The sequence below is a fragment of the Nonomuraea sp. NPDC059023 genome (assembly GCF_042740095.1).
In the GTDB taxonomy this organism is placed as follows: domain Bacteria; phylum Actinomycetota; class Actinomycetes; order Streptosporangiales; family Streptosporangiaceae; genus Nonomuraea.
In genome coordinates, this window is sequence record NZ_JBHYIO010000020.1 from 185,175 (window position 1) to 211,120 (window position 25,946).

The 25,946-nt window shown below is 71.9% G+C and carries 17 protein-coding genes; 9 read left to right on the forward strand and 8 right to left on the reverse strand.

Annotated elements, in window-relative coordinates; translation table 11 throughout:
* Positions 1-53 precede the first annotated feature (53 nt).
* Positions 54-1,664 (forward strand): DUF885 domain-containing protein, encoded by a 1,611-nt coding sequence (locus ACFWYW_RS31590; RefSeq protein ID WP_379609414.1) that lies wholly within the window; start codon positions 54-56, stop codon positions 1,662-1,664.
* 56 nt (positions 1,665-1,720) lie between these two features.
* Here ACFWYW_RS31590 and ACFWYW_RS31595 read toward each other — a convergent pair whose 3' ends face one another.
* Positions 1,721-3,256: a long-chain fatty acid--CoA ligase gene (locus tag ACFWYW_RS31595; protein WP_379609415.1), complete on the reverse strand. Its 1,536-nt coding sequence runs from the start codon at positions 3,254-3,256 to the stop codon at positions 1,721-1,723.
* A gap of 148 nt (positions 3,257-3,404) precedes the next feature.
* Between ACFWYW_RS31595 and ACFWYW_RS31600 the strand changes: the two genes are divergently transcribed.
* Entirely contained in the window at positions 3,405-4,964 is a 1,560-nt protein-coding gene (locus ACFWYW_RS31600) for a GMC family oxidoreductase (protein ID WP_379609416.1), read from the forward strand.
* Here the strand turns inward: ACFWYW_RS31600 and ACFWYW_RS31605 are convergent.
* Positions 4,934-8,404, reverse strand: a complete 3,471-nt coding sequence (locus tag ACFWYW_RS31605; RefSeq protein WP_379609417.1) for a helix-turn-helix domain-containing protein — start codon at positions 8,402-8,404, stop codon at positions 4,934-4,936. The genes ACFWYW_RS31600 and ACFWYW_RS31605 overlap by 31 nt on opposite strands.
* 100 nt (positions 8,405-8,504) lie before the next feature.
* On the opposite strand from ACFWYW_RS31605, the gene ACFWYW_RS31610 reads away from it, so the two are divergent.
* The 3 genes from ACFWYW_RS31610 to ACFWYW_RS31620 all read left to right on the forward strand — a co-directional run bounded on the left by ACFWYW_RS31610 (position 8,505) and on the right by ACFWYW_RS31620 (position 11,218).
* Positions 8,505-8,861: a hypothetical protein gene (locus ACFWYW_RS31610; RefSeq protein ID WP_379609419.1), complete on the forward strand. Its 357-nt coding sequence runs from the start codon at positions 8,505-8,507 to the stop codon at positions 8,859-8,861.
* Positions 8,862-8,936: 75 nt separating this feature from the next.
* A complete protein-coding gene (locus ACFWYW_RS31615; RefSeq protein WP_379609420.1) occupies positions 8,937-10,190 on the forward strand; it encodes a cytochrome P450 in 1,254 nt (417 codons plus the stop codon).
* A gap of 191 nt (positions 10,191-10,381) precedes the next feature.
* The gene (locus tag ACFWYW_RS31620) at positions 10,382-11,218 is read left to right on the forward strand and encodes an alpha/beta fold hydrolase (RefSeq protein WP_379609421.1); all 837 of its coding nucleotides are present in this window, start codon (positions 10,382-10,384) and stop codon (positions 11,216-11,218) included.
* On the opposite strand, the gene ACFWYW_RS31625 is transcribed toward ACFWYW_RS31620, so the two are convergent.
* Both ACFWYW_RS31625 and ACFWYW_RS31630 read right to left on the reverse strand, forming a co-directional pair.
* Complete coding sequence (locus tag ACFWYW_RS31625) at positions 11,187-12,404, reverse strand: beta-ketoacyl-[acyl-carrier-protein] synthase family protein (RefSeq protein WP_379609422.1); 1,218 nt, start codon at positions 12,402-12,404, stop codon at positions 11,187-11,189. The two genes, ACFWYW_RS31620 and ACFWYW_RS31625, sit on opposite strands and share 32 nt — an antisense overlap.
* Before the next feature lie 60 nt (positions 12,405-12,464).
* Positions 12,465-13,481, reverse strand: coding sequence for a methyltransferase domain-containing protein (locus ACFWYW_RS31630; protein ID WP_379609423.1), 1,017 nt, complete (start codon positions 13,479-13,481; stop codon positions 12,465-12,467).
* A gap of 228 nt (positions 13,482-13,709) precedes the next feature.
* Here ACFWYW_RS31630 and ACFWYW_RS31635 point away from each other — a divergent pair, with 228 nt between their 5' ends.
* Entirely contained in the window at positions 13,710-14,951 is a 1,242-nt protein-coding gene (locus ACFWYW_RS31635; RefSeq protein ID WP_379609425.1) for a cytochrome P450, read from the forward strand.
* 3 nt (positions 14,952-14,954) lie between these two features.
* Here ACFWYW_RS31635 and ACFWYW_RS31640 read toward each other — a convergent pair whose 3' ends face one another.
* Complete coding sequence (locus ACFWYW_RS31640) at positions 14,955-16,493, reverse strand: hypothetical protein (protein ID WP_379609426.1); 1,539 nt, start codon at positions 16,491-16,493, stop codon at positions 14,955-14,957.
* Between the two features lie 678 nt (positions 16,494-17,171).
* Between ACFWYW_RS31640 and leuS the strand changes: the two genes are divergently transcribed.
* Positions 17,172-19,655: a leucine--tRNA ligase gene (gene leuS, locus ACFWYW_RS31645; protein WP_379609427.1), complete on the forward strand. Its 2,484-nt coding sequence runs from the start codon at positions 17,172-17,174 to the stop codon at positions 19,653-19,655.
* A 12-nt stretch (positions 19,656-19,667) separates the two neighbouring features.
* Here the strand turns inward: leuS and ACFWYW_RS31650 are convergent, their stop codons facing one another.
* The 3 genes from ACFWYW_RS31650 to ACFWYW_RS31660 are packed head-to-tail and all read right to left on the reverse strand — an operon-like array spanning position 19,668 to position 21,176.
* Positions 19,668-19,904: a hypothetical protein gene (locus tag ACFWYW_RS31650; RefSeq protein ID WP_379609428.1), complete on the reverse strand. Its 237-nt coding sequence runs from the start codon at positions 19,902-19,904 to the stop codon at positions 19,668-19,670.
* Positions 19,895-20,845: an RNA polymerase sigma factor gene (locus ACFWYW_RS31655; RefSeq protein WP_379609429.1), complete on the reverse strand. Its 951-nt coding sequence runs from the start codon at positions 20,843-20,845 to the stop codon at positions 19,895-19,897. The genes ACFWYW_RS31650 and ACFWYW_RS31655 overlap by 10 nt, the downstream gene beginning before the upstream one ends.
* Positions 20,838-21,176, reverse strand: a complete 339-nt coding sequence (locus ACFWYW_RS31660; protein WP_379609430.1) for a YciI family protein — start codon at positions 21,174-21,176, stop codon at positions 20,838-20,840. The genes ACFWYW_RS31655 and ACFWYW_RS31660 overlap by 8 nt, the downstream gene beginning before the upstream one ends.
* Positions 21,177-21,273: 97 nt before the next feature.
* Between ACFWYW_RS31660 and ACFWYW_RS31665 the strand changes: the two genes are divergently transcribed.
* On the forward strand, positions 21,274-22,179 hold the full coding sequence (locus ACFWYW_RS31665) for an LLM class flavin-dependent oxidoreductase (protein ID WP_379609431.1): 906 nt from the start codon (positions 21,274-21,276) through the stop codon (positions 22,177-22,179).
* Between the two features lie 80 nt (positions 22,180-22,259).
* A complete protein-coding gene (locus tag ACFWYW_RS31670; RefSeq protein WP_379609432.1) occupies positions 22,260-25,850 on the forward strand; it encodes a S8 family serine peptidase in 3,591 nt (1,196 codons plus the stop codon).
* Positions 25,851-25,946 lie beyond the last annotated feature (96 nt).

The window sequence follows — 25,946 nt, forward strand, 5'->3', positions numbered from 1 at the left end:
GAGGAAGATGTTCCGACCCCGCGTAATGAAGGAAATGTGGCTATTGTGCCTGGGTGAGCGCAATCTTCCGCCTGTGTGAGCAGTACATCCTGAGGGCGGCAGCCCTGGACCCCGTCGAATCCGTCTACCTGGGCATCGTCGGCGACTTCGGCGTGGCCACCGACTACAGCCCCGACGGCCATGCGGCCAGGCAGGAGCTGGTCCGCGACACCCTGGCCGAGCTGAGCCGCCTGGCCCCGGCCTCCGACGCCGACCGCAGAGCAGCGGCGCACCTGCGCGAGCGGCTGGAGGCGCAGGCCGCCGTCTACGCGATCGGCGAGCCGTACCGGGATGTCAGCTCGCCCTTCGGTCTCGTCTCCGGGCTCAGGGACAGCATCGACCTGCTGCCGCGCAACAACGACGAGCAGTGGCGCGCCATCGCCGCGCGCCTGGCCGCCGTCCCCGGCATGCTGAACGGCTGGCGCACCACCCTCGACGCCGGCCTGGAGCGCGGCCTGCGCGCGGCGCGGCGGCAGGCGTTCGGGGCCGCCGACCAGGCGGAGCGCTTCGAGGGCACCCACGACGACCTGATCGCCGGCTACGGCGACGGCCCGGTCGCGGGTGAGCTGGCCGAGGCCGCGCGCAGCGCCTACCGGGGCTACGCCGAGACCGCGCGTTACCTGCGCGAGCAGTACGCGCCGCGGGCCGACGAGCGCGACGCCGTCGGGCCGGAGCGCTACGCCGTGGCCGCCCGCATGCAGCTCGGCGACGAGATCGACCTGCGCGACGCCTACGCCTGGGGCTGGGCCGAGCTCGATCGCATCGAGGCGGAGATGGCCGCCGAGGCCCGCGCCATCCTGCCCGGCGCCACCGTGGACGAGGCCACCGCCCACCTGGACTCCACCGAGTACGTGGTCGGCCCCGACGCGTACCTGGCCTGGCTGAAGGATCAGCACGAGCGGGCGATCGCCGCGCTCAACGGCGCCCAGTTCGACATCCCCGAGCAGTTGCGTACGGTCGACGTGGTGCTCGCGCCCGGGTCCACGTCCGCCGCGCCGTACTACACGCAGCCCAGCGAGGACCTCTCGCGGCCGGGACGGACCTGGTGGCCGCTCGGCGGGCGGGAGAAGTTCGCCACGTGGAGCGATCTGACGACGGTCTTCCACGAGGGCGTGCCCGGCCACCACCTGCAGCTGGGCGCGGTCGCCGTCGCCGGTGACAAGCTCTCGCGCTACGCGAAGATGTCCTGGGTGGGCGGCCACGGCGAGGGCTGGGCCCTGTACGCCGAGCGGCTGGCCGATGAGCTGGGCTGGCTGACCGCCCCCGGCGCCCGGCTGGGCATGCTGGCCGCCTCCGCGTTGCGTGCCGCCCGCGTGGTCATCGACATCGGCGTCCACCTGGAGCTGCCGCTGCCCGACGGCTCGCGCTGGACGTTCGAGAAGGCCTGCGAGGTGCTGCGCGAGCGCGGCAGGGCCGAGGCGCACAAGGTCCACCCCGAGGTGTTGCGTTACTTCGGCTGGGCCGGCCAGGCCATCTGCTACAAACTGGGCGAGCGCGCCTGGCTGGAGGCGCGGGCCGAGGCGCAGGCCAGGCCCGGCTTCGATCTCAAGGCCTGGCACACCGCCGCGCTGGACCTCGGCCCGATGGGTCTCGGCACCATGCGCGAGGAACTGGCGAGGATCTAGACACGAGTACGGCTCGCGCCTCAGGGGGGAGGGCGCGAGCCGTACGGGCCGGTGGGTCAGCGCAGTTCGCGCTTGAGGATCTTTCCGGAGGCGGTCATGGGCAGCTCGTCGCGGAACTCGACGCTGCGCGGGTACTTGTAGGCCGCCATGTTCTCCTTCGACCAGGAGATCAGTTCGTCCTCGGTGATCGCCGAGCCGGCCGAGCGGATGACGTACGCCTTGATCTCCTCGCCGTGCGACTCGTGCGGCACGCCGAGCACGGCCACCAGCGAGACGTCCGGGTGGGACATGAGGACCTCTTCGACCTCGCGCGGGTAGACGTTGAAGCCACCCCGGATGATCATGTCCTTGGCCCGGTCGAAGATGGAGTAGTAGCCGTCGGCGTCGCGGGTGGCGATGTCGCCGGTGCGGAACCAGCCGTCGTTCATCACCTCGGCCGTGGCCTCGGGCCGGTTGTAGTAGCCCTTCATGATGTTGTGGCCGCGGATGGCGATCTCGCCGGGGCCCTCGCCCCCGACCGTGTTCCAGTCGGCGTCGATGAGCTTCATCTCCACGCCCCAGATGGGCGTGCCGATCGTGCCCGGCTTGGTGGGCCGGCCGAGCTGGTTGAAGCTGGCCACGGGGGAGGTCTCCGACAGGCCGTAGCCTTCGAGGATGCCGATGCCGAACGTCTTCTCGAAGTCGTTGAGCACCTCAAGGGGCGAGGCGGCGCCGCCGGCGACGGCCACGTTCAGTGTCGTCGGCACCTCGGCGCCGTCGGCGTGGATCTTCGTGAGCATGGCCCAGTACATGGTCGGCACGCCGGCGAAGAACGTCACGCCTTCCTTACGCATGATCGCCAGCGCGTCGCCCGGCTCGAAGCGGGGGAGCAGCACCATCGTGGCCCCGCGCAGGAAGCCGGTGTTCTGGATCACGGTCTGGCCGAAGGAGTGGAACAGCGGCAGCACGCCCAGGTAGACGTCGCCCCCGTCGCTCCTGGGGAACATCTTGTCGCAGACCATGGTGTTGAGCAGCATGTTCTGGTGGCTCAGCTCGGCGCCCTTGGGCTGGCCGGTGGTGCCGGAGGTGTAGAGGATCACCGCGGTGTCGTCCGGCGCCGTCTGCACGGTGGCGAACTCGCTGGACATGCCGCCCAGCGCCGCCCAGATCGACTCGCCGTGCTCCGACTCGGTCGCCAGCGCCGTGGCGGGCAGCACGAAGAAGTGCTCGCAACCCTCGGTGGCCTCGAACCCGGCCTTGCCCCGCGCGCCCAGCGGCAGCTCGGGCGTCCCCTCGAAGCAGAACAGCGCCTTGGCGTCGCTGTCGGCGAGGTGGTAGGCGATCTCCCTGCCCTGAAGCAGCACGCTCAGCGGCACCACGGTGGCGCCGGCCTTGAGGATGCCGAAGTAGATGAAGGAGAAATAGGGCAGGTTCGGACAGGCCAGCGCGACCTTGTCCCCCTTGCCGATGCCCCGCGAAACCAGCAGATTGGCCACTTGGTTGGCCACGTTGTCGACCATCGAGTACGGCAGTCGCATATCACCGAAGACGATGGCCGTCTTGTCTGGCGCGTTCCTCGCGCTGTCCTCCAGGACGATCGACAAGTTGAGCATGGAAGAGCTTCCTCCCTCGGGCCGGCTTGCCGCCATCTAAGCAGGCGATGCATACCGACCGGTAGGTAACTGAGGTCACAACTGCGTATGGACGGGACCTGTCCCCTGGGGTAGGCAAGTACCAGGTTACTTACCGTTCGGAGGGGTCATGGAGTACGACTACGTGGTCGTCGGAGCGGGCTCGGCCGGGTGCGTCCTGGCCAACAGGCTGTCGGCCGATCCGGGCGTGACCGTGGCGCTGGTCGAGGCCGGCGGCCAGGACGACAAGCTCGAGATCCGGATGCCGGCCGGGTTCAAGGCGCTGTTCAAGACCGAGTACGACTGGAACTACACCACCACCAAACAGGCCGAGATGGCCGGGCGCGAGCTCTACTGGCCGCGCGGGCGGGTCATCGGCGGCTCCTCCTCGCTCAACGCCCAGATGTGGGTACGCGGCTGCGCGGCCGACTACGACCAGTGGGGCGTCCCCGGCTGGGGCTTCAACGACGTCCTGCCGTACTTCAAGAAGGCCGAGCACCGCGTCGGCAGCAACAACGGCGGCGTGTACGGCACCGCGGGACCGCTCCACATCTCCGAGCTGCGCAGCCCCAACGTCACCACCGCGGCCTTCCTCAAGGCCTGCCAGGAGCTCGGCATGCGCCGCCTCGGCGAGCTGAACGAGCGCGTCAACGAGGGCTACAGCCCCACCCCGGTCACCCAGGACCGCGGCCGCCGCTGGAGTTCGGCCGACGCCTACCTGCGCCCGGCGCTCAAGCGGCCCAACCTCACCGTGCTCACCGGCGCGACCGTGGACCGCGTGGTGTTCGAGGGCAACCGGGCCGTCGGGGTCGAGCACGGCGGGGTGCGGGTGTCGGCCAGGCGGGAGGTCGTGCTGTCGGCGGGGGCGATCGGCTCGCCGTACCTGCTGCTGCGCTCGGGCGTGGGCGCGGCCGAGGACCTGCGCGAGGCCGGGGTGGAACTCGTCCACGACCTGCCCGAGGTCGGCAGGAACCTTCAGGATCACCTGTCCAGCGGCGTCTACGTCGAGTCCAGACAGCCGGTCACGCTGGTCAAGGCCGAGTCGCTGGTGCAGCTGGTCCGCTACATCGTGCTGCGCTCCGGCATGCTCACCACGAACGTGGGGGAGGCGGTCGCCTTCATCAAGACCTCGCCGGAGGAGCCCGCGCCGGACATCGAGCTGATCTTCGCGCCCGGCCCGTTCATCGACCACGGCCTCACCCCGCCGACCGGGCACGGGCTGACCGTCGGCGTCGTGCTGCTGCAGCCGGAAAGCCGCGGGCGGGTCTCGCTGAGCGGGCGCGAGGTGGCCATCGACCCCGGGTACCTCACCCAGGAGGCCGACGTGAAGCGCCTGGTCGCCGGGCTGAAGGCGGCCAAGCAGGTGTTCACCACCGCGGCGATGCGCCCCTACGCGGGCGGGCCCATGGCGCCCTACTGGGCGCCCGAGAGCGACGAAGAACTGGCCCAGTGGGTACGCGAGCGCGGCGAGACGCTCTACCACCCGGTCGGCACCTGCCGGATGGGCACCGACGCCGAATCCGTCGTCGACCCCGCGCTCAAGGTGCGCGGGCTCGAAGGGCTGCGCGTCGTGGACGTCTCGATCATGCCGACGCTCAACCGGGGCCACACCCACGCGCCCGCCATCATGATCGGCGAGAAGGGCGCCGACCTGATCCTTCAGCCGCGCTCGGGACACACCGGGGCGTAAGCGCCGTCGGAGACGTGCCGGCCCCACTCCCGCGCGCTGACGGGAGTGGGGTCGAGCGCGCAGATGCGCGCGGCCACCGGCTCCGGATCCAGCGTCCACCGGTGGAGCAGGCCGTCGTGGTCGCCGGAGACCAGCCGCCCGCCGGGCAGGAAGCGCAGCGCGGCGCCCGCGGTCCGCCAGACCGCCTGGAGCCGGTGCCGCTCCCACAGGCGCAGCGTCCCGTCGGTGCCGATCGTGGCCAGGCGCTCGCTCGCGGCGTCGAACGAGACGCTCTTGACGATCCCGGTGTGCCCGGTCAGCCGCGCGACGGGCGTGTCCTCGGTACGCGACAGGTCCCACACCAGCGCGGCGCCGTCGTGCCCGGCGCTGGCCAGGTACCGGCCGCCCGGATGCCAGTCGAGGTCGTCGGAGTAGCCGGTGTGGCCCTTGAGCACCCTGACCCGCTTCGGCGCGTCGGGGTGGCCGACGTCCCAGATCTGCACGTTGTTCTCCGCGTCGCCGACGGCCAGCAGGTCCTCCCTGAGGATCACGTCGGTGACGCCGTCGACGCCGGGCAGCTCGCCCAGGCGCTTCCCGGACGCCGGGTCCCACAGGAGCACGTGCCCGTTCTCGCAGACGCTCGCGCCGATCCGGCCGTCCTGGCTCAGGGCGGCGCCGACCACGTCGGTGTCGTGCCCGGTGAACCGGCTGAGCAGGCGCGGGCCGCCCGGCCGGGAGACGTCCCAGACGCCGACGGTGTCGTCGTCGCTCGCCGAGGCCATCAGGCCGCCGGCCAGCACGAGGTTGTTGACCTGGCCGTCATGCTTCCCGGCCGTGCCGAGCGGGGCGCCGTCGAGGGTCCACAGGCCGACGCCGCCGTCCTTGCCGCCGGTCGCCATGAGCCGCTCGTCCGAGGTCACCGCCATGACCTCGCCGGGGTGGGCGCGCGGGGCCGGCAGCGGCATCGCCCAGCGGAACACCTCCCCGTCGGCCACCCCGGCCAGCAGGTCGCGGCCGCCGTAGGCCAGCGCCCGTACCTCCGCCGGGTGGGGGAGGTCGGTGAGGAGCGCGCCGTCGGCGGTGCTCCACAGGCGCACGCCGGGCGCGCTGGTGCCCGCGGCGACCTGCCGGCCGTCGGGGCTGAAGGCCAGCGAGTAGATGAAGCCGCCGGTGGTCGGCAGTTCCCTGGCCCGGCCGGACTCGCGTTCGACCAGCCACAGCCGGTTTCCGTCCGCGGCGGCGAGGGTGGTGTGGTCGGGGCTGAGGGCGAAGAGCGTGCCCTGCCGGTCGGTGCCGATCGGGCCGTCCGGCGTCAGCCCGACGAGCCGGCCCGTCTCTTTTGAGCGCTCCGGCGTGGCGTCCTTCCAGGTCAGCGTCCCCTCGCCGGTGCCCGCCACCACGGCTTCTCCCTCGAAACCCAGGAAGCCGACAGCGGAGGCCGCGTGGGTGGCGATCGGCTCGGGCCTGCCGACCCGCCAGACCCGCACGCCCTTCTCGCCGCCGACCGCCACGACCCGCCCGTCCGGGCGGAAGGCCGCCGCGGTGATCCGGCCGAGGTCCCAGGCCAGCCGTACCGCCGACTCTCCGGTACGGCCGGGCCCCACTTCACCCGCCGAGTCTCCGGTACGGCGCAGCCACACCTCACCCGCCGAGTCGCCCGTCACCACGGCGGCGCCGTCGGCGCTGGCGGCCATGACCGTCACCCGCCCCGAGCCCGCACGTGACCGGCTCCCGGCGGGGAAGCCGCTGGAGCCGAGCAGCGCGCCGAGCGACTCGGGAGTCTCGGCCCGTTGCCACGCCGCCAGCGCCAGGCCCGCCGCCAGCGGCGCGTTTCCCGGGCGGACGGAACCGGCGACCGCGGCCACCTGCCGCGAGAGCGTCTCGTCGCGCTCGGCCCTGGCATCGCCGACCTGCCAGACCACCACCCCGGCCGTCATGGCCGTGACGACCACCAGCGCGGTGCGCGCCGCGACCAGGCGGCGCAGCTTCCTCGCGGCGCGCCGCTCCTCGTGCTCGCCCGCGCGCACGAACTCCGCCTCCAGCGGGCCGAGCTCGTCGGGATGCGCGGCCGCCCACTCGCGCGCCACCGCCAGCGAGGCTCCCCGGTAGGTGAACGAGGCGTCGTCGTCCGCCTGCCGCCACGCCTGGGCCGCCTCGCCCAGCCTGCGCCGGGTCTGCAGGCCCGCGCGGTCGGTCTCGATCCAGTCGCGCAGCCTCGGCCAGGCGCCCAGCAGCGCCTCGTGGGCGATCGACACCTCGCTCTCGTCGGCCGTCAGCAGGCGGGCGCCGACCAGCGCGTCAAGGACCGGCCGCCAGGCGGGCGAGATCAGGCCGAGCGGTACCCGGCGGCGGGTCTGGCCGCCGTCGGGGTCGAGCTGCACCAGCCGCAGCAGCAGGCGTCTGGCCACCTCGCGCGCGGCGTCGTCGAAGCCGGTGTAGAGGTCCTCGGCCGTGGTGGCGACGGCGCCGTGGATGCCGCCGGTGCGGTGGTAGCCGGCCACGGTGAGCATGTTGCCCTCGCGCTGCTGCCACAGCGCGCGCAGGGCGTGGGCCAGCAGCGGCAGCGTGCCGGGCTCGCCGCCGTCGCGCAGATGGCCGTCGCGCAGGAGGCCGTCGCGCAGAAGCAGGTCGGCCAGGCCGGGTTCGAGGCTCAGGCCCACGGCCTTGGCGGGTTCGGTGATGGCGGCGCGCAGTTGCCTCTCGGTCAGCGGCGCGAGCGCGAGCTGGCCGCCGCGCAGCGCCGCCACCAGCTCGGGGTGGGCGAGCAGGTGGCCGTAGAAGTCGGCGCGCAGGCCCAGCACGACGAGCGCCCGGCCGGAGACGGCCAGCTCGTTGAGCGTGCGGACGAACAGGTCGCGTTCTGCGTCGTCGCGGCAGAGCGTGAACGCCTCCTCGAACTGGTCGGCCACCAGGACGAGCGGGCCGTCCGTGCCCAGGATCTCCGCCAGGCGGGCCATGGGCCGGGCGGTCGGCGTGAACAACACGACCGGCCACTCGCTGGAACCCGCGCGGGGCAGCGCGCCGCGGGCCAGCGCGGGCACCAGACCGGCGCCGAGCAGCGAGGACTTGCCCGCTCCCGACGGCGCCACCACCACGAGCGGGCCGCCGCCGTCCATCCTGGCGGCCAGCCGCATGGTCAGCTCGGCGGTCGCCTCCTCGCGGCCGAAGAACCAGTGGGCGCTGCCGGGGCCGAAGGCGTCGAGACCCGGGTAGGGGCATTCGTCGCCGCCGCCGGTTCTGGGCGGGGCCAGCCGTACCAGGGCGCCGTTGGCTTCGAGCGCGCGGTCGCAGGCGCGCGCCAGCTCGGGCGTGGGCCGCTTGCCGCCGTTCTCGATCTTGCTCAGGTAGCCCTTGCTGTAGTGCACCCGCTCGGCCAGCGTGGTCAGGGAAAGCCCGCGAAGCGTGCGCCACCTGCGTAGTTCCGCGCCGAACGCGGTCGTTTCCTGGCGTCGCCCATCCATCGGGAAACGGTCAACCCCTCCCCATTGCCGCACCGCCCCGCCGACAGTGGAGGCATCGCACAGCGTAGCCATCCCGCTACGCGCCGAGAGGAGAAATCTCATGATCAAGAACGCTCTGGTGGTCCTGACCGCGGCCCTCGCGGTGGGCGGGGCGCCGGCTCTGGCGTCGGACGACAAGCCGTTCCGCTGCAAGGCGCCCGCCATGGGCTGGAACAACGGCTGCCAGGTCCGTACGGTCCCCGCCGGGGCGTGCGTGTGGGTCTACAACCGCACCTCGCAGGGCACCGACATCACCTTCCGGATCCAGGGTTCGCAGCTGCGGCTCAAGGAGCGTCAGGCGGGCCGGCTCTGGAGGAACGCGAGCAATCACCCCGTCGACGCCACCCTGGGCGTGTACGCGCACGACTTCGACGACACCGTCTGGACCGAAGGCAAGACGTACATCGACGGCTGCTGAGGCGTGTTCCGACCGGCGTCGCGGGGGTGGCGCCGGTCTTGACGTAAGTGATTGCTTGCGCAACTCTTGGGAGACATGACGGCGACATCCGACATCGACCTGTCGCAGATACCGTTCTGGGCCTTACCGCAAGCCGAGCGCATGGACGCCTTCCGTCAGCTGCGCGGGCTCGAGCGCCCGGTGTTCGTCCGCGAGAACCACGTGCCCTTCATCGGCGGCGGCCCCGGCTACTACGCCCTGGTACGCCACGCCGACGTCACCGAGGCCAGCCGCAACGCGGCCGTGTTCAGCAGCGAGCCCTGCTCCAACAGCATCCCGGACATGCCGCGCTGGCTGGCCGTGTACTTCGGCTCGATGATCAACATGGACGACCCCAAGCACGCCAGGCTGCGCAGGGTCGTCTCCCGCGCCTTCACCCCGCGCATCCTCTCCAAGATGGAGGAGGACCTGGCCAGGGCCGCCGCCGAGATCGTGGACGACGCCATCGCGCAGGGCCCGGGTGACTTCGTCGAGCAGATCGCCGCCAGACTCCCTGTACGCGTCATCTGCGACATGATGGGCATCCCCGCGAAATTTCATGACATGGTGCTGCGGCGGACCAACATCATCCTCGGCAACACCGACGCCGAGTACACGGGCATCGAGCCCGACTTCAAGCGCATGAACGTCGCCCGCGGCCTCGGCAAGCTCCTCCACGCCGGCTACAGCCTGAACCGCCTCGCCGCCCGCCTCGGCGACCAGCGCCGCAAACACCCCACGGGCGACCTGGTGAGCCTCCTGGTCAACGGCGAAGAACGCCTCACCTCCCAGGAACTCGGCTCCTTCTTCATCCTCCTGGTGGTGGCCGGCAGCGAGACCACCCGCAACGCCATCGCGTACGGGCTGAAGCTCTTCACCGACCACCCAGGCCAGCGCGAACACCTCATGGCCGACTTCGACGGCCGCATCGCCAAGGCCTGTGACGAGATCGTCCGGTACTCGACGCCGGTCATCCAGTTCCGCCGCACGCTGACGCGGGATATCGAGATGAACGGCATGCGGTACAACCAGGGCGACAAGGTGCTGCTGTTCTACAACTCCGCCAACCGCGACGAGGCGGTCTTCAAGGACCCGGACACCTTCGACATCACCCGCGACCCCAACCCGCACGTCGGCTTCGGCGGCCCCGGCCCCCACTACTGCCTGGGCGCCCACCTGGCCAAGCGCGAGATGACCGTGATGTTCCGCGAACTCCTCACCCGCCTGCCCGCCATCAAGTCCGCGGGCGAACCCGACTTCCTCCTGTCCAACTTCATCAACGGCATAAAGCACCTCCGCTACACCACCTGACACCCAATCGGCCGGGCATCTGGCCGGCGGCGATCCCTCCGCGAAGCCCCATGGCGGTCCGTCTGCCCGCTCGGCCGTGCGCTTGTGTCACGCCGCCCGGGTGCCGGGTCGTGCCGTGCCGGGCGGTGGTGGGCCGGGCCGGGTGGGGTGGTTGATGGACGGGGGGCGGAGAGGGCACTAGGTTTCCGCGCATGGAGATCAGGAATATCCACGCCAACGGTGTGGAGTTCGCTTACCTCGCATTGGGTGACGGGCCGCTGGCCCTGTGCATGCACGGCTTCCCCGACACCGCGCACACCTGGCGGCACCTGATGCCCGAGCTGGCCGAGCGCGGTTACCGCGCCGTCGCCCCCTTCATGCGCGGCTACGCCCCCACCGAGGTCACAGAAGGCTACGAGCTGGGCGCCCTGGTGGCCGACGCCAACGCCCTGCACGAGGAGCTGGGCGGCGACGAGAACGCGGTCATCATCGGCCACGACTGGGGCACCTACCCCGTCTACGGCACCACCGAGCGGTTCCGCAGGTCGGTGGCGCTCGCCGTACCTCCGACGAAGTGGTTGCTCGGCACGTTCTTCACCTACGAGCAGCTCAAGCGGTCCTTCTACATCTTCCTGTTCCAGACGGCGCTGGCCGAGACCGCGGCGTCGGCGCCCGGGTTCCTCGACGGGCTGTGGCGGGACTGGTCGCCCGGCCATGACGCCACCGAGGACCTCGCCTTTCTCAAGCAGAGCCTGGGCGAGCCGGCCAACCTGGCCGCCGCCATCGGCTACTACCGGGCCATGCTCGGCACCACCCCGCCTTCAGGCCGGTACGCCACCGAGCAGGCCGCCGCGACAGAAGGCCCGGTACGCCCCGTGCTGTACCTTCACGGCGCCCAGGACGGCTGCCTCGGCGCCGACCTGGTGGCGGACGTGGCGAGCGTGCTGCCCGAGGGGTCGCGGGCGGAGATCGTCGAGGGCGCCGGGCACTTCCTGCACCTGGAGAAGCCGCGCGAGGTCAACGCGCGGATCCTCGACTGGCTGGGGTGAGCACCAGGCTCACGTTGTGGCCGCCGAAGCCGAACGCGTTCACCATCGAGGGTCCGGGCAGCCAGCGGCGGGGTGCGCCGGTGACCACGTCCAGTTCGACGCGGGAGTCCGGGCGGTCCAGGTTGCGGGTGGCGGGGATGCGGCCGTCGCGCATGGCCAGCACCGCCGCCACGGTCGCGAACGCGCCGGACGCCCCGCACAGGTGCCCCGTCATCGACTTGATCGCGGTCACCGCCGGATGCCCGCCCACCGCCTGGGCGATCGCGGCGGCCTCGACCACGTCGCCGTCGGGGGTCGAGGTGGCGTGCGCCTGCACGTGCGTCACGTCCTGGCCCGACAGCCCCGCCTCGCGCAGCGCGGTGCGCATCGCCCGCGCCTGGCCGTCGAGCTGGGAGGCGGTGATGTGCCCGGCGTTGGCGGTGATCCCGTACCCGGCCAGGTGGGCCAGCGGCGCGCCGTCGCGCCACCCGGCCCGTTCCAGGACCACCACCGCGGCTCCCTCGGCCAGCACGAACCCGTCGCGGTCCGCGCCGAAGGGCCGCGAGGCCCGCTCGGGCCGGTCGTTGCGGGTCGAGACCGCCTTGGCCTGGGCGAAGGCGGCGAGCGTCAGCGGGTGCACGCACGCCTCCGTACCACCGGCGACGACGACGTCCGCGCGCCCCAGCCGGATCAGGTCGGCTCCGGCCGCGATCGCCTCCGCCCCGGCCGCGCAGGCGCTCACCGGGGCGTGGGCGCCGGCCCGCGCGCCGAGTTCGATGCTCACCCAGCCGGCCGGGCCGTTCGGCATGAACATGGGCAGGGTGTGCGGCGACACGCGGCGCACGCCCTCCTTCTCCAGCACGTCGTCCTGGTCGAGGAGGGTCGTGACGCCGCCGGTGCCGGTGCCGATCACGACCGCCAGCCGTTCGGGATCGACCTCGGGACGCTCCGCGTCCGCCCAGGCCTGACGGGCGGCGAGCAGCGCGATCTGCTCGCAACGGTCGAGGCGGCGGGCCAACTGCCGCCCCAGGAGCGCGGCCGGATCCACGGTCAGCCGCCCCGCGATCCGCGCGGGCAACTGCTCCGCCCAGGACTCCCGCAGCGCCACCACCCCCGACCGGCCGGCCAGCAGCCCCGCCCACGTCGAGGGAACATCGCCGCCCAGCGGCGTCACCGCCCCGAGCCCCGTGATCACAACCTCGCTCATGTATCCACGCTGCCAGCCGCCGGACCCGGCCCGGATGTCTCCCGCCCACCAAAACCGTGATCAGGATTTGTCCGGAGTCATCATGGCCAGGATGGGATGCCGCCCAAAAAGCGAAATATCCACTCGCTCCGGTACGGCCCAGCCGCGCGGCACCTCAGGCACCAGCGCCACCACCCTCCCTCCGTCGGCCAGCACCCGGCGCAGCTCCGCCCAGAGCCGGTGACCGGACCCGGCCAGCCGTACCTGCCGCTGCCAGGGCGGGTTGACCAGCACGCGGTCCACGCTCCCCGAGGGCAGCGGGAGGCGCCCCGCGTCGGCGCGCGCCCACGCCAGGCGCGGACCGTTGGCGGCGGCCGCCGCGATCGCCTCGCGACAACGGTCGAACCCGAGCGTGCGGGCCTCCGGCGCGCGGGCGGCGGCCTCGATGAGCGTGGTGCCCGCGCCGCAACACGGATCGATCACCAGCCCCTTCGGCTCGGCCAGGTACGCCATCGCGGCGGCCAGGGGCGGGTGCAGCGTCCCCGGCACCGAGCGCACCTTGTAGGCACGGCGGTGCAGCGGGCGCGCGCCCGCGCGCAGGGCGATCACGGCCCGCTCGCCCTCGACCGTCACCCGCCAGGACACGGCGCCGGCCGGAGGCACCCGGCCGGCGCGCCGCGCGTGGTAGGGACGGCCGAGCACGGGCCCGACCGCGTCCTCGATGTCGTAGCGGTTGTAGGCGCGCCGCCCCAGGAACGAGGCCGACACCTCCACTCCGGAAGGCCCTCCGCCAGATTCGAGCGGACGCCCGCCGAGTTCGAGGGGGCGTGCGGCGGTGAGGCGGTGGACGTCGATGGTCGCGGCGGCCGAGGCCAGGCGGCGCAGCGCGTCACGGCGGGGCCCGACGCCGTCGACCACGGCTCCCACGAGCAGTACGTCGTCGGCCATGCGGAGCTCCAGCGCCCCCGGCCCCGTGATCTCGAACCAGACCTCCCGGTGCCGCACCTCGCGCACGATGCCCAGCCCGGCGTGACGGATCTCCGTGGCAACCAGGTGTTCGATGCCGTGCACCGACCTGGCCACGGCAAGGGTATGCACGTGTCCTTCTCCCACGTCGCGACTCGGGAGGGCGTGGAGCCGTCCCGCATCGCCGGCGGTGGGTCACGAGCCGCGTGCCCGCCGACGGGTCGCTAACGCAGGAAGAAGAACGTCATACGCCCGACGCTATCGGGCTCGCGGACGTCCGGCCATCGATTTTCCAGGGCATACGTACGGTGTACGTTCAAAGTATTGACGTAAGTAGGCGCTTTCTCGAATTATGGGCGTATGAGCGCACTCGACTTCGATCTGTCGGATCAGCACTTCTGGGCCAGGCCCATGGCCGAGCGGGAAGCGGCCTTCGACACGCTGCGCGCACGGGACACCCCGGCCTTCTTCGAGGAGATGGAGGTGTCCTTCGCCCCCAAGGGCATCGGCTACCACGCGCTCGTCAGGCACGCCGACATCCTGGAGGCCAGCCGTAACCCGGAGGTGTTCAGCTCGGGCAGGGGCGGGGCCACGAACATCCCCGACATGCCCCCGGAGTTCGCCGAGTACTTCGGCTCGATGATCAACATGGACGACCCGCGCCACGCCCGCCTGCGCCGCATCGTCTCCCGGGCCTTCACGCCCAAGATGATCAAGCAGTTCGAGGCCGACGTGGAGACCGCCGCCGCCCGGATCGTCGACGACCTCCTCGTCACCGGCTCCGGCTGCGACTTCGTCACCGAGGTCGCAGCCCGCCTGCCGTTGAAGATCATCTGCGACATGATGGGCATCCCGGAGAAGGACTACCAGTTCATCTTCGAGCGCTCGAACCTGATCCTCGGCGGCTTCGACCCCGAGTACGCCGGCGACGACCTGACCAAGATCGCAGAACGCCTGCTCAACGCCGGCATGGAACTCCAGCAGCTCGTCCAGGACCTCGCCGCCCACCGCACGGACAACCCCTCGGGCGACCTCATCTCCGCCCTGGTCAACGCCAACATCGACGGCGAGCGGCTGACGCTGCAGGAGCTCGGCTCCTTCTTCATCCTCCTGGTCGTGGCCGGCAACGAGACCACCCGCAACGCCATCTCGTACGGCATGCGCCTGCTCTCCAACCACCCGGACCAGCGTGCCCTCCTCCTGGAGGACACCGAGGCCCGCCTGCCCGGCGCCGTCGAGGAGATCGTCCGTCTCGCCTCACCGGTGAACTTCATGCGCCGCAAGGTCACCCGCGACCACGAGATGAACGGCAACCTGTATCGCGAGGGCGAGAAGGTCGTCCTGTTCTACTGGGCCGCCAACCGCGACGAGCGCGTCTTCGCCGACCCGTACGCCTTCGACATCACCCGCGACCCCAACCCCCACGTCGGGTACGGCGGGCCGGGCCCCCACTTCTGCCTGGGCGCCCACCTGGCCCGCCGGGAGATCACCGTGATGCTGCGCGAACTGCTGCGCCGCGTCCCCCGGCTGGAGGCCGGTCACCCGGACCGGCTGCACTCCAGCTTCATCAACGGCATCAAGCACATGGAGTGCACGTTCTGAGGGTCAGGGGGCCGGGTTGGTCACCTTGATCTGCTTGACGACGGTGTTGATGTCGGGCAGGAGCCGCTTGGCGTCGCCGGGGATCGACATGTAGACGATGGCCGGCAGCTCGTTGGCCGTGTTGATCGCCGCGGTCACGATCGTGGCCTTGCCGGTGCCGGAGGTCAGCTCGTAGGCGATCAGGCGGCCGGTCGAGCCGTTGATCTTGAGCGGCTGCTGGGCGATCTTCCTGACCTTGTTGTCCTCGGGGAAGAAACGCTTGCGGGCGCTCAGCACGACCTGCTTGATCACCGGCTCCAGGTCGTCCTTGGAGGTGTAGGAGGCGGCCAGGCGCTGGGGGAGCGGGCCGGTCATCAGGTTGGCGTAGGTGTCGGTGCCGACCTGGACGTACTGGCGGGTGTCGTAGCCGTAGGTGGTCTTCACCAGGGGCCGCTGGTCGAGCAGCCACGTGCCGCCCAGGCGGGGCACCGAGATGCCGGCCTGCTGGTCGGGGACCACGCCCATGACCGGGGCCGCCTTGCCGGGGAAGCGCTTCAGCGGGCCGATCGTGGTGGACGGCTTGGTGGGCGTGGGCTTGCCGCTGGCCTGGGGCTTGGCGGCGGGCGGGTCCGTCGGCTCGCTCTCGCTGGCCAGCGGTCCCGCGACGAACGCCCACACCAGCGCGATCACCAGGGCCACCGCGACGGAGGCGGCCAGCGCGAACAGCCACACCGGCTTGCCCGGCTCGTCGAGCGACTCCTTGCCGTCGTCGCCGATCTCCTGGTAGTTGTCGCCGAAGACGGTGTTCCAGAGCTCCTGCTGGCGCTCGGGCGGCGGGGTGCGCGAGCCGCTGATCTGGCCCGCGGTGACGAACGGGCGGTCGGGGTCGGACGGGTCACGGCTCAGGTTGGAGCCCGGCCGGGCGTGCTGGCCCTGCTGGCCGTGCTCATCCGGCTCCTGGGGCGGGGCGGCCGGGGTGGGGTAGGCCTCGTTGTAGGTGATCGTCCGGTCCATGGGGTCGCCCTTGGGCTGCTGATCCTGCTGCCCCTCGGGCTGCCACCCCGGGGCCTCCGCGCCACGCCCGTCCGGCTGCCACCCCGGGGTCTCCGTGCGTCCGTCCGGCTGCCAGGCCGGGGCCGCCTCGGGGCGCCCGTCCTGCGGCCAGGCGCGCGGGTCGGGCTGGGCGTCCACCGGCGGCGGCGCGGCCGGTGGCCACGGGTCCTTCTGCGGCGGTCCTGCCGGGGGCCAGGGGGCGGGGCTGGACAGGTTGGACCAGGCCCCGTCGGCCGGCGGCGGCATCTCCGGCCACACCTGCTGCCCCGGACTCTGCTGCGCGGAAGGGTTCTGCGCCGACGGGTTCTGCTGTGCCAAAGGGTTCTGCTGCGCCGAAGGGTTCTGCGGGGCGGAGTGGGCGCCCTGCGGAGCGGAGTGGGCGCCGCCGGGCTGCGCGGTCTCCGGCCAAGGAGCGGGGGCGGGGGCGTCGGACCAGGCGGGCAGCGGATCCCGGACGGGGGGCTGCTCACGCGCGCCCAGTTGCTCACGCGCGCCCTGCTGATCACGCATACCCTGCTGATCGCGCATGTTCTGCTGGTCTCTCATTCCCTGTGCGTCCCGGCCCCGTCTACCACCCGACAGGTCACCCAAGGGGTCACGAGGATCCACCAAGGGATCCCGGCCACCGAGCGGGTCACGTTGTGGTGGTTCCGGCCAGGTGGGCTGTGGCGGCGGTCCCGCCTCCGGCCATGAGGTCGGCACCTCGTCGCGAGCCTCCGGCCAGGACGTGGGCACCTCGGGCCAGGATGGCGGCAAGTGTGGTGCTCCGGAATTCTCCGTTGCCATTGCTGCCGTACCTCCCGAGGTTATGTCCGGATTAGACGCATCCGGCATGATCTCATGTGGCCCGTGGTGTTCCGCAGGGAAACGTGCGAAGCCGTGCGGATCCGTCGGCGGATCCTGCATCGGCAGGTCGGCCGCTGATCGATCAGGCTCAGCAGGGTTGGCCACGGCGACGAGAGTATTCTAATGGGACATATGAGGTCACAACGGATGGATCTCAACGAGGTCTCATAGGACCTGAAGGGCCCATTCTGCCGGGTGCCCCAGGCGTAGTCCCCTCATTCTTCCGAAGACGTGCGCTAGGCTTGACCTATGCGTTCCGCGACCCTGCTTCTTAGCGGGCCGCGACGGCCCTGAGATCTCGCCGTCGCGGCTACCCCTCGTTGTCATACGAGGGGTTTTCTTATGGGGTCAGAATCAAACCAGAAGGACACCGCCGTGAGTGAGTACGACCCGCAGGCGCTGCAGGCCAAGTGGCAGCAGCGATGGGAGGAGCAGGACCCGTTCCGGGCCAGCGAGGACGCCGCCGACCCCCGCGAGCGCCGCTACATGCTGGACATGTTCCCTTACCCCTCCGGTGACCTTCACATGGGCCACGGCGAGGTCTTCGCCATCGGCGACGTCGTCGCCCGCTACTGGTTCCAGCAGGGTTACAACGTCCTGCACCCCATCGGCTGGGACTCCTTCGGCCTGCCCGCCGAGAACGCCGCGATCAAGCGGAACGCCCACCCGGCCGAGTGGACCTACGCCAACATCGACGTCCAGGCCAACTCCTTCAAGCGCTACGCGATCTCCTTCGACTGGTCGCGCCGCCTGCACACCAGCGATCCGGAGTACTACCGCTGGAACCAGTGGCTGTTCAACCGCTTCTTCGAGCGCGGCCTGGCCTACCGCAAGGGCGGCCTGGTCAACTGGTGTCCCAACGACCAGACCGTGCTGGCCAACGAGCAGGTCGTGGCGGGCAAGTGCGAGCGCTGCGGCGCCGAGGTCGTGCGCCGCGAGCTGACGCAGTGGTACTTCAAGATCACTGACTACGCGCAGCGCCTGCTGGACGACATGAGCCAGCTGGAGGGCGGCTGGCCGGAGCGCGTGCTGACGATGCAGCGCAACTGGATCGGCCGCTCCGAGGGCGCCGACGTGCTGTTCGAGATCGAGGGCCGCGAGGAGCCGGTCCACGTCTTCACCACGCGTCCCGACACCCTGTTCGGCGCCACGTTCTTCGTGGTCGCCGTGGACGCCGCGCTGGCCGACGAGATCGTCACCGGCGAGCACCGCGCCGAGTTCGAGGCCTACCGCGCCGAGGTCGCCAAGCTCAGCGACATCGAGCGCATGTCCACCGACAAGGACAAGAGCGGCGTCTTCCTGGGCCGCTACGCGATCAACCCGGTCAACGGCGAGCGCATCCCGGTCTGGGCGGCCGACTACGTCCTGGCCGACTACGGCCACGGCGCGATCATGGCGGTGCCCGCGCACGACCAGCGCGACCTGGACTTCGCGCTGAAGTTCGGCCTGCCGGTGCGGGTCGTCGTGCACACCGGGCTGGCCGACCCCGGCGAGACCGGCGAGGCCACCCCCGGCGAGGGCACGCTGGTCAACTCCGGCCCGCTGGACGGCCTGAGCAAGACCGAGGCCATCGCCACGATCATCCGGAGCCTGGAGACCGACGGCCGGGGCAAGGGCGCGATCAACTTCCGCCTGCGCGACTGGCTGCTGTCGCGTCAGCGCTTCTGGGGCACCCCGATCCCGATCATCCACTGCCCCGACTGCGGCGAGGTGCCGGTCCCCGACGACCAGCTGCCGGTCACGCTGCCCGACCTGCGCGGCGAGGCGCTGGCCCCCAAGGGCATCTCCCCGCTGGCCGGAGCCACCGAGTGGGTCAACGTCGCCTGTCCCAAGTGCGGCGGCGCCGCCAAGCGCGACACCGACACCATGGACACCTTCGTCGACTCCGCCTGGTACTTCCTGCGCTACACCGACCCCACCTACACCGACGGCCCGTTCGACGTGGAGAAGATCCGCGAGTGGGGCCCGATCGACATGTACGTCGGCGGCGTGGAGCACGCGGTCCTGCACCTGCTGTACTCGCGCTTCTTCGTCAAGGTGCTGCACGACATGGGCATGGTCGGCTTCACCGAGCCGTTCCTGCGCCAGCTCGGCCAGGGCCAGGTGATCAACGGCGGCAAGGCCATGTCGAAGTCCCTGGGCAACGGCGTCGACCTGGGCAAGCAGATCGACGACTTCGGCGTCGACGCGGTCCGGCTGACGATGCTGTTCGCCAGCCCGCCCGAGGACGACATCGACTGGGCCGACGTCTCGCCGCAGGCCTCGCAGAAGTACCTGGCCCGCGCCTTCCGCGTGATGGACGAGGTGGCCGGCGAGCCCGGCGCCGACTTCGCGCAGGGCGACCCGGCGCTGCGCAAGGTCACCCACAAGACCATCGACGAGGTCACCAAGCTGATCGAGTCCTACCGGTTCAACGTGGCGATCGCCCGCCTGATGGAGCTGACCTCCGCCGCCCGCAAGGCCATCGACTCCGGCCCCGGCGCCGGCGACCCCGCGGTGCGCGAGGCGGCCGAGTCGCTGGCGGTCATGCTGTCGCTGGTCGCGCCCTACACCACCGAGGAGGGCTGGGAGCGGCTGGGCCGTACCGGCTCGGTGGCGCTGGCGGGCTGGCCGGTGGCCGATCCCGCGCTGCTGGTCGAGGAGTCGGTGACCGCCGTCGTGCAGGTGGCCGGCAAGGTCCGCGACCGGCTGGAGGTGGCCCCTGACATCTCCGAGGGCGACCTGCGCGCGCTGGCGCTGGCCTCGGAGAAGGTGCGGGCGCACCTGTCCGGCGAGCCCCGCAAGGTGATCGTCCGCGCGCCGAAGCTGGTCAACATCGTCCCCTGATCCGGACGGACGTCACCGCAGGGCCGTCAGCCGGCCCCGCAGGAACGTGCGCTCCGCCGCGTTGCCGGTGAGTGCGATCGCCCGTTCGTAGGCCAGCGCCGCCTCGGCATTCCTGCCCAGGCGGCGCAGCAGGTCGGCGCGGACGGCGTGGCAGATGTGATAGCCGTCCAGCGGGAGCTCCTCGACCAGGGGAAGCGCCGCGGCGGGTCCCCGGACCTCGGCGAGCGCGACCGCCCGGTTCAGCGCCACGACGGGGGTCGGGTCAGCGCGATCAGCTGGTCGTACAGGGCCAGGATCTGCGTCCAGTCCGTCGGCGGCGGGTCGCTGTGGACCGCGTTGATCGCCGCCTGGATCTGGTAGGGGCCGGGGCTGCCGCGGCGCAGGCACCGCCGTACCAGCTCACGGCCTTCTGCCATGAGCGCGCGGTCCCACCGCGCGCGGTCCTGCGCGGCGAGCGGGACCAGCTCACCCGACTCCCCGGTACGGCCGGCCCGCCGCGCCTCGATCAGCAGCATGAGCGCCAGCAGCCCGGCCACCTCGGGCTCGTCCGGCATCAGCGCGGCCAGCAGCCGCCCGAGCCGGATCGCCTCGGCGCAGAGATCCTCCCTGGCCAGGTGGCCCTCGTTGAAGATCAGGTAGACGACGGCCAGTACCGAACGCAGCCGGTCGGGCAGGTCGGACTCCTTCGGCACCCGGTACGGGATCTTCGCGTCGCGGATCTTGCCCTTGGCGCGGACCAGGCGCTGGGCCATCGTCGGCTCCGGCACCAGGAACGCCCGCGCGATCTCGGCGGTGGTGAGCCCGCCGAGCAGCCGCAGCGTGAGCGCGACCTGGACGTTCCTGGCCAGGGCCGGGTGGCAGCAGGTGAAGATCAGGCGCAGCCGTTCGTCGCGCACGGGCCCCTCCTCGGCGGGCGGCTCCTCGCGGGCGTGCAGGAGCGCGGCCTGGAGGTGCCGGTCCTGGCGGGAGGACTCCTTGCGCAGCCGGTCGATGGCCCGGTTGCGGGCGGTGGTGATGATCCACCCGGACGGGCTGGGCGGCGGCCCCTCCTCCGGCCAGCGGCGCAGGGCGGTCGCGAACGCGTCCTGGACCGCCTCCTCGGCGAGGTCGATGTCGCCGAAGGCACGGACCAGGACCGCGACCGCGCGGCCGTACTCCTCGCGGAAGACGCGTTCGACCTGGTCAGTCACCGTGGATCGGGCGCACCTCGATCGGCAGGCCGACGGCCTGCGCCAGCTTGCCCGCCCACTCCAGGGCGTCGTCGAGGTCGGGGGCGCTGATCACGGTGAAGCCGCCGAGATGTTCCTTGCCCTCGGTGAACGGCCCGTCGGTCATGAGCACGTCGCCGTCCTTGGCGCGTACGACGGTCGCGGTCGAGGCCAGGTGCAGCCCGGCGGCGAACACCCATTGCCCGGCCGCCTTGATCTCCTCGTCCCAGGCCATGACGCGCGGCAGCACCTCGTCGAGCAGTCCCTCCGGCGGCTCGCCGTCGGGCTGGTAGATCGCGAGCAGGTAGTTCATCCTCTTGTCCTTCCCTCGGTCACCTTCTATACGAACGGCCCGGCCCTTTCTCGACAGGAGTTGACCTCAAGTCGAGTTGAGGTCGCACAGTGGACCCATGGTGAAGATCGGCGTCGGACTTCCGACGATGCAGGAGATAGAAGCGCTCGGCCCGGACGGCGTGGCCCGCGCGGCACGGCTGGCCGAGGAGGCCGGTCTCGACTCCGTGGGCGCCGCCGACGTGCTCATCGGGGACGGGACGCTCGCGCTGGAGAGCGTGGTCACGCTGGCCACGGCCGCCGCCGTCACCGAGCGGATCAAGCTCGACTTCGGGGTGCTGTCCGTGCCCACCCGGCCGGTGGCGATGATGGCGGCGCAGGTGCAGACCTTGCAGTACCTCTCGCGGGGCAGGGTCCGGCTGGGCGTGGGCATCGGGGGTTTTCCCGGCTCGCCGTTCTGGACCGCGATCGGCGCGATCGGCACGAACCGCGGCCGGGCGGCCGACGAGGCCCTGCGCGCGCTGCCCGGCCTGATCGCCGGGCGGCCCACCCCGGTGGGTGAGGGCCCGGAGGTGACGCTGGCCCCCGGTACGGCGGTGCCGCCCCTGCTGGTCGGCTCCGGCATCGGCGAGGCCGGCCTGCGGCGGGTGGCACGTCACGCCGACGGCTGGCTGCCCTCCGGGCTGACACCGGCCCAGCTCAAGACGGCCGTGGCCAGGCTGAACGAGCTTGCCGACGAGTACGGCAGGCCAGCCCCCTTCGTCCACGTGGGCGTGCACGCCGTCCTGGGCGACGACCCCGAGGCGAAGCGGGCGATGGAGGCCCAGCTCGCCGGCTTCTTCCAGCTCTCGCCCGAGGAGATCCGCGAGGCCACGGTGAGCGGCTCCCCGCGGGAGGCGGCGGAACGGGTGGCGGCCTTCGCCGAGGCGGGCGCGGCCGAGGTCGGCTTCGGCATCGACGGCACCGACTTCCTCCACCAGGTGGAGCTGGCCGGGGAGGTCAACGCCCACGTGACCCGCGGTTAGGTGGCGGGTCGCCGCCAAGGCGGGTTTCCGCCAGGGCGCCGTCTAGGCCGGGCCGATCGGGGCGGCGTTAGATCGGTCGCATGCCCCTCATCGTTTCTTCCCGACGGCTCGCCGGGGCGGTGGCCGCCACCGCGCTCGCGGCCACCGCGTTAGCCCCCTTACCGGCCCACGCGTCCCCGGAGACGGCCTCCCAAGGCGTCACGGTCACGCTGATCACCGGGCACCAGGTCCGCCTCAAGGCGGACGCGGTCTCCGTCGAACGTCCCAAGGGCGCCACCGGCGGCGTCCAGACGTACCACGCCGGCGGCGACGTCCACGTCGTCCCCGACGAGGCGGCCCCGCTGCTGGCGGCCGGAAAGCTCGACCCTCGCCTGTTCAACGTCACCGACCTGGTCGAGATGGGCTACGACGACGCGCGCAGCGGCGGCGTGCCCATGATCGCCACCTACCAGGGGGCCGCCCCGCGCTCGGCCCCGCGCGGCGCCTCCATCGTGCGGGCGCTGCCCAGCGTCAGGGGCGCCGCCCTGCGGGCGCCCAAGAAGGACGTCCGCGAGTTCTGGAACGGCCTCGCCACCTCCGGAGCCGCCAAGATCTGGCTCGACGGCAAGGCGAGGGCGAATCTCAAGGAGAGCGTCCCGCAGGTCCAGGCCCCGGCGGCCTGGGCGCAGGGCCTGGACGGCGCCGGCGTCAAGGTGGCCGTGCTCGACAGCGGCGTCGACGCCACCCACCCCGACCTCCAGGGCCAGATCGCCGAGCAGGCCAGCTTCGTGCCCGGCCAGGAGGTCAAGGACGCCAACGGCCACGGCACCCACGTCGCCTCCACGATCGCCGGCACCGGCGCCGCCTCCTCCGGCGCCAACAAGGGCGTGGCCCCCGGCGCCGACCTGCTGGTCGGCAAGGTCCTCGACGACGAGGGCAGCGGCCAGGACTCGTGGATCATCGCCGGCATGGAGTGGGCGGCCAGCAAGGCGGGCGTGGTCAGCATGAGCCTCGGCTCGCCGCTGCCCGACTCCGGCTCCGACCCGATGTCGCTGGCCGTGGACGAACTGTCCAAGAAGCACAACACGCTCTTCGTGATCGCCGCGGGCAACGCCTACAACCCCGGCGCGATCGGCTCGCCGGGCTCGGCGGCCAGCGCGCTGACCGTGGCGGCCGTGGACAAGGCCGACCAGCGCGCCCCCTTCTCCAGCCAGGGCCCGCTGACCCTCACCTACGGCCTCAAGCCGGACATCTCCGCCCCCGGCGTCACGATCAACGCGGCGCGGTCGTCGTTCGCCGGCGGCAGCGGTCCGTACGTGGCCATGGACGGCACCTCCATGGCCACCCCGCACGTGGCGGGAGCGGCGGCGATACTCAGGCAGCGCCACCCGGACTGGACCTGGCAGCAGCTCAAGGACACGCTGATGAGCAGCGCCAAGGGCCTGGACAACACCCCGTACGAGCAGGGCACCGGCCGGCTGGACGTGGCCGCCGCCGTCGGCGCGAAGGTCAGCGCGACCGGCTCGGTGCCGGTGGCGCTGTTCGACTGGCCGCACGAGCCGGGCGAGGCGCCGCTCAAGCGGGTCATCACCTACCGCAACGACGGCGACGCCCCCGCCACCCTGAACCTCACCGCCCAGGCGCCGGCCAAGCTGTCCGCGCCGTCCGTCACCGTCCCCGCCCAGGGGAGCGCCACGGTGGAGCTGAGCGTCGACCCGGACGGGCTGGAGGCCGACCAGACCCTGTCGGGCCTGGTCACCGCGACCGACGGCACGATCACGGTCCGCACCGCCTTCGCCGCGGTCAAGGAGCGCGAGCTCTACGACCTCACGCTCGAACTGCGCGACCGCTCCGGCGAGCCCGCAGCGGGCTACGTGGTGCTCTCGCAGCTCGGCGACCGCTATCCGTGGCAGTACGCCGTGGACGGCAAGCGCACGCTGCGCCTGCCGCCCGGCTCGTACATGGCCACCAGCTACCTGCCGGTGGCGGGCGAGCGGGCCGACGCGCTCGGCACCGCCGTACTCGTGGATCCCGAGATCACGCTGGACAAGGACACCCAGGTCGTCCTCGACGCCGCCCGCGCCCGGCGGGTCAGCGCGAAGGTCGCGCAGCGCACCGAGGACCACCAGGTCAAGGTGGACTTCTACCGCTCACCGCCGGAAGGCGAGGGCGCGCGCGGCGCCTACCAGGTGCCCGTCGCGATCGAGGACGTCTACGTCAGCCCCACCGAGAAGGTCGCCCGGGGCTCGTTCGGCCTGCTCACCCGCTGGCGCAAGGGCGAGCCCATGCTCAGCGTGAGCGCCCCCGGCCTGCCGCCGATCGAGGCGCTGGTCCAGATCGACGCCACGATCACCGACGGCCGTGCCCTGCTCAAGGGCGTCCACGCGGGCAAGGGCGACGACTACACCGGCATCGACGCCCGCGGCAAGGCCGTGATCGTCGAGCGCTCCGACGCCGTCACCCCGCAGGCGCGGGCCGCGAAGGCGATCGCCGCGGGGGCGAAGCTCCTGCTCGTCGTCAACGACCGTCCCGGCCGCCTCATGGAGGTGTACGGCGAAGCCGTCACGATCCCCGTGGCCTCCCTCACCCGCGACGCCGGAGCGAAGGCGGCCGAGCTGGCCAGGAAGGGCCGCCTGCTCCTGGCCACCGAGCAGTCCCGGTACGCCGACTACCTGTACGACCTGGTAGACGTGCACCCGGAGGCGGTCCCCGACCGCGACCTGACCTACCGCCCGCGCGGCCTGGCCCGGATCGACTCCACCTACTACGGCAGCGGCGCCAAGGCCGGCAGCGGCTACCGCTACGACATGCGCGAGGGCTGGGGCCCGGCCATCGGCTTCGAGGAGTACGAGACGTTCCCCAAACAGCGCACGGAGTGGGTCTCCACCCAGCCGGGCTCCATCTGGTACGAGAACCACGGCGTCGGCCTGAACTACTTCGCCGCCTGGGAGATGCGGCAGTCGCCGCGCACGTACCGGCCGGGCGAGCGGCTGGAGCAGGAGTGGTTCCACCCGGTCGCCAGGCCCCGGCTCGGCGACACCTACTGGGGCCCGTTCCGGCAGACCAACGGCTACGTCCAGTTCAACATCACGCCGTGGACGGACGGCGGGCCGAGCCGGGCGGGGTCGATGCCGGACGACGAGTACGACACCACCTCGATCGCGCTCTACCAGGGCGACAAGCTGATCCAGCGGGCCAAGGGGCGGGCGTTCTCGCCGCGTGACCCGCTGCCGGAGGCGGCGCTGCCGTACCGGCTGGTGCTGGACAGCGCCAGGGACGGCGGGACGTGGCGGACCTCGACCCGCACGCGCACCGAGTGGGGGTTCACCTCCGGCGCCAACGACCCGGACGGGCCGTTCAACGTGGACATCCCGCTGCTGCAACTCGACTACGACGTGCGTACGGACCTGGCGGGCGACGTGCGCGGGCCGGTGGCGCGCATCGGGCTGTCGGGCACGACGCAGGAGTGGCTGGCCAAGCCGGTCAAGGCGACGGAGGCGACGCTGCAGGCCTCCTTCGACGACGGCGCGACGTGGCAGCCGGTACGGCTGCGCCCGGCCGGGGCGGGCGCGTGGCGCGCGGACCTGGTCACGCTGGGCAAGAAGGGGTTCGTCTCGCTGAAGGCGACCGCCAAGGACGGGCAGGGCGGGACGGTCTCCCAGGAGATCATCCGTGCGTTCGGTTTGCGCTGACATAACCGTGAAATCACGATCCGGGGCCGAAGGCGGGATTTCCGGCTTCGGCCTCGGGCCTGCCCCCATACTGATCCGCGTCCCGACACGGCGGGG

What these genes read in the sequence shown, in the direction of transcription:
- ACFWYW_RS31595 (WP_379609415.1), bottom strand. Translation starts at nt 3,256, where the DNA reads ATGCTCAACTTGTCGATCGTCCTGGAGGACAGCGCGAGGAACGCGCCA.
- ACFWYW_RS31600 (WP_379609416.1), top strand. Translation starts at nt 3,405, where the DNA reads ATGGAGTACGACTACGTGGTCGTCGGAGCGGGCTCGGCCGGGTGCGTC.
- ACFWYW_RS31605 (WP_379609417.1), bottom strand. Translation starts at nt 8,404, where the DNA reads ATGGATGGGCGACGCCAGGAAACGACCGCGTTCGGCGCGGAACTACGC.
- ACFWYW_RS31610 (WP_379609419.1), top strand. Translation starts at nt 8,505, where the DNA reads ATGATCAAGAACGCTCTGGTGGTCCTGACCGCGGCCCTCGCGGTGGGC.
- ACFWYW_RS31615 (WP_379609420.1), top strand. Translation starts at nt 8,937, where the DNA reads ATGACGGCGACATCCGACATCGACCTGTCGCAGATACCGTTCTGGGCC.
- ACFWYW_RS31620 (WP_379609421.1), top strand. Translation starts at nt 10,382, where the DNA reads ATGGAGATCAGGAATATCCACGCCAACGGTGTGGAGTTCGCTTACCTC.
- ACFWYW_RS31625 (WP_379609422.1), bottom strand. Translation starts at nt 12,404, where the DNA reads ATGAGCGAGGTTGTGATCACGGGGCTCGGGGCGGTGACGCCGCTGGGC.
- ACFWYW_RS31635 (WP_379609425.1), top strand. Translation starts at nt 13,710, where the DNA reads ATGAGCGCACTCGACTTCGATCTGTCGGATCAGCACTTCTGGGCCAGG.
- ACFWYW_RS31640 (WP_379609426.1), bottom strand. Translation starts at nt 16,493, where the DNA reads ATGCGTGATCAGCAGGGCGCGCGTGAGCAACTGGGCGCGCGTGAGCAG.
- leuS (WP_379609427.1), top strand. Translation starts at nt 17,172, where the DNA reads ATGGGGTCAGAATCAAACCAGAAGGACACCGCCGTGAGTGAGTACGAC.
- ACFWYW_RS31660 (WP_379609430.1), bottom strand. Translation starts at nt 21,176, where the DNA reads ATGAACTACCTGCTCGCGATCTACCAGCCCGACGGCGAGCCGCCGGAG.
- ACFWYW_RS31665 (WP_379609431.1), top strand. Translation starts at nt 21,274, where the DNA reads ATGGTGAAGATCGGCGTCGGACTTCCGACGATGCAGGAGATAGAAGCG.
- ACFWYW_RS31670 (WP_379609432.1), top strand. Translation starts at nt 22,260, where the DNA reads ATGCCCCTCATCGTTTCTTCCCGACGGCTCGCCGGGGCGGTGGCCGCC.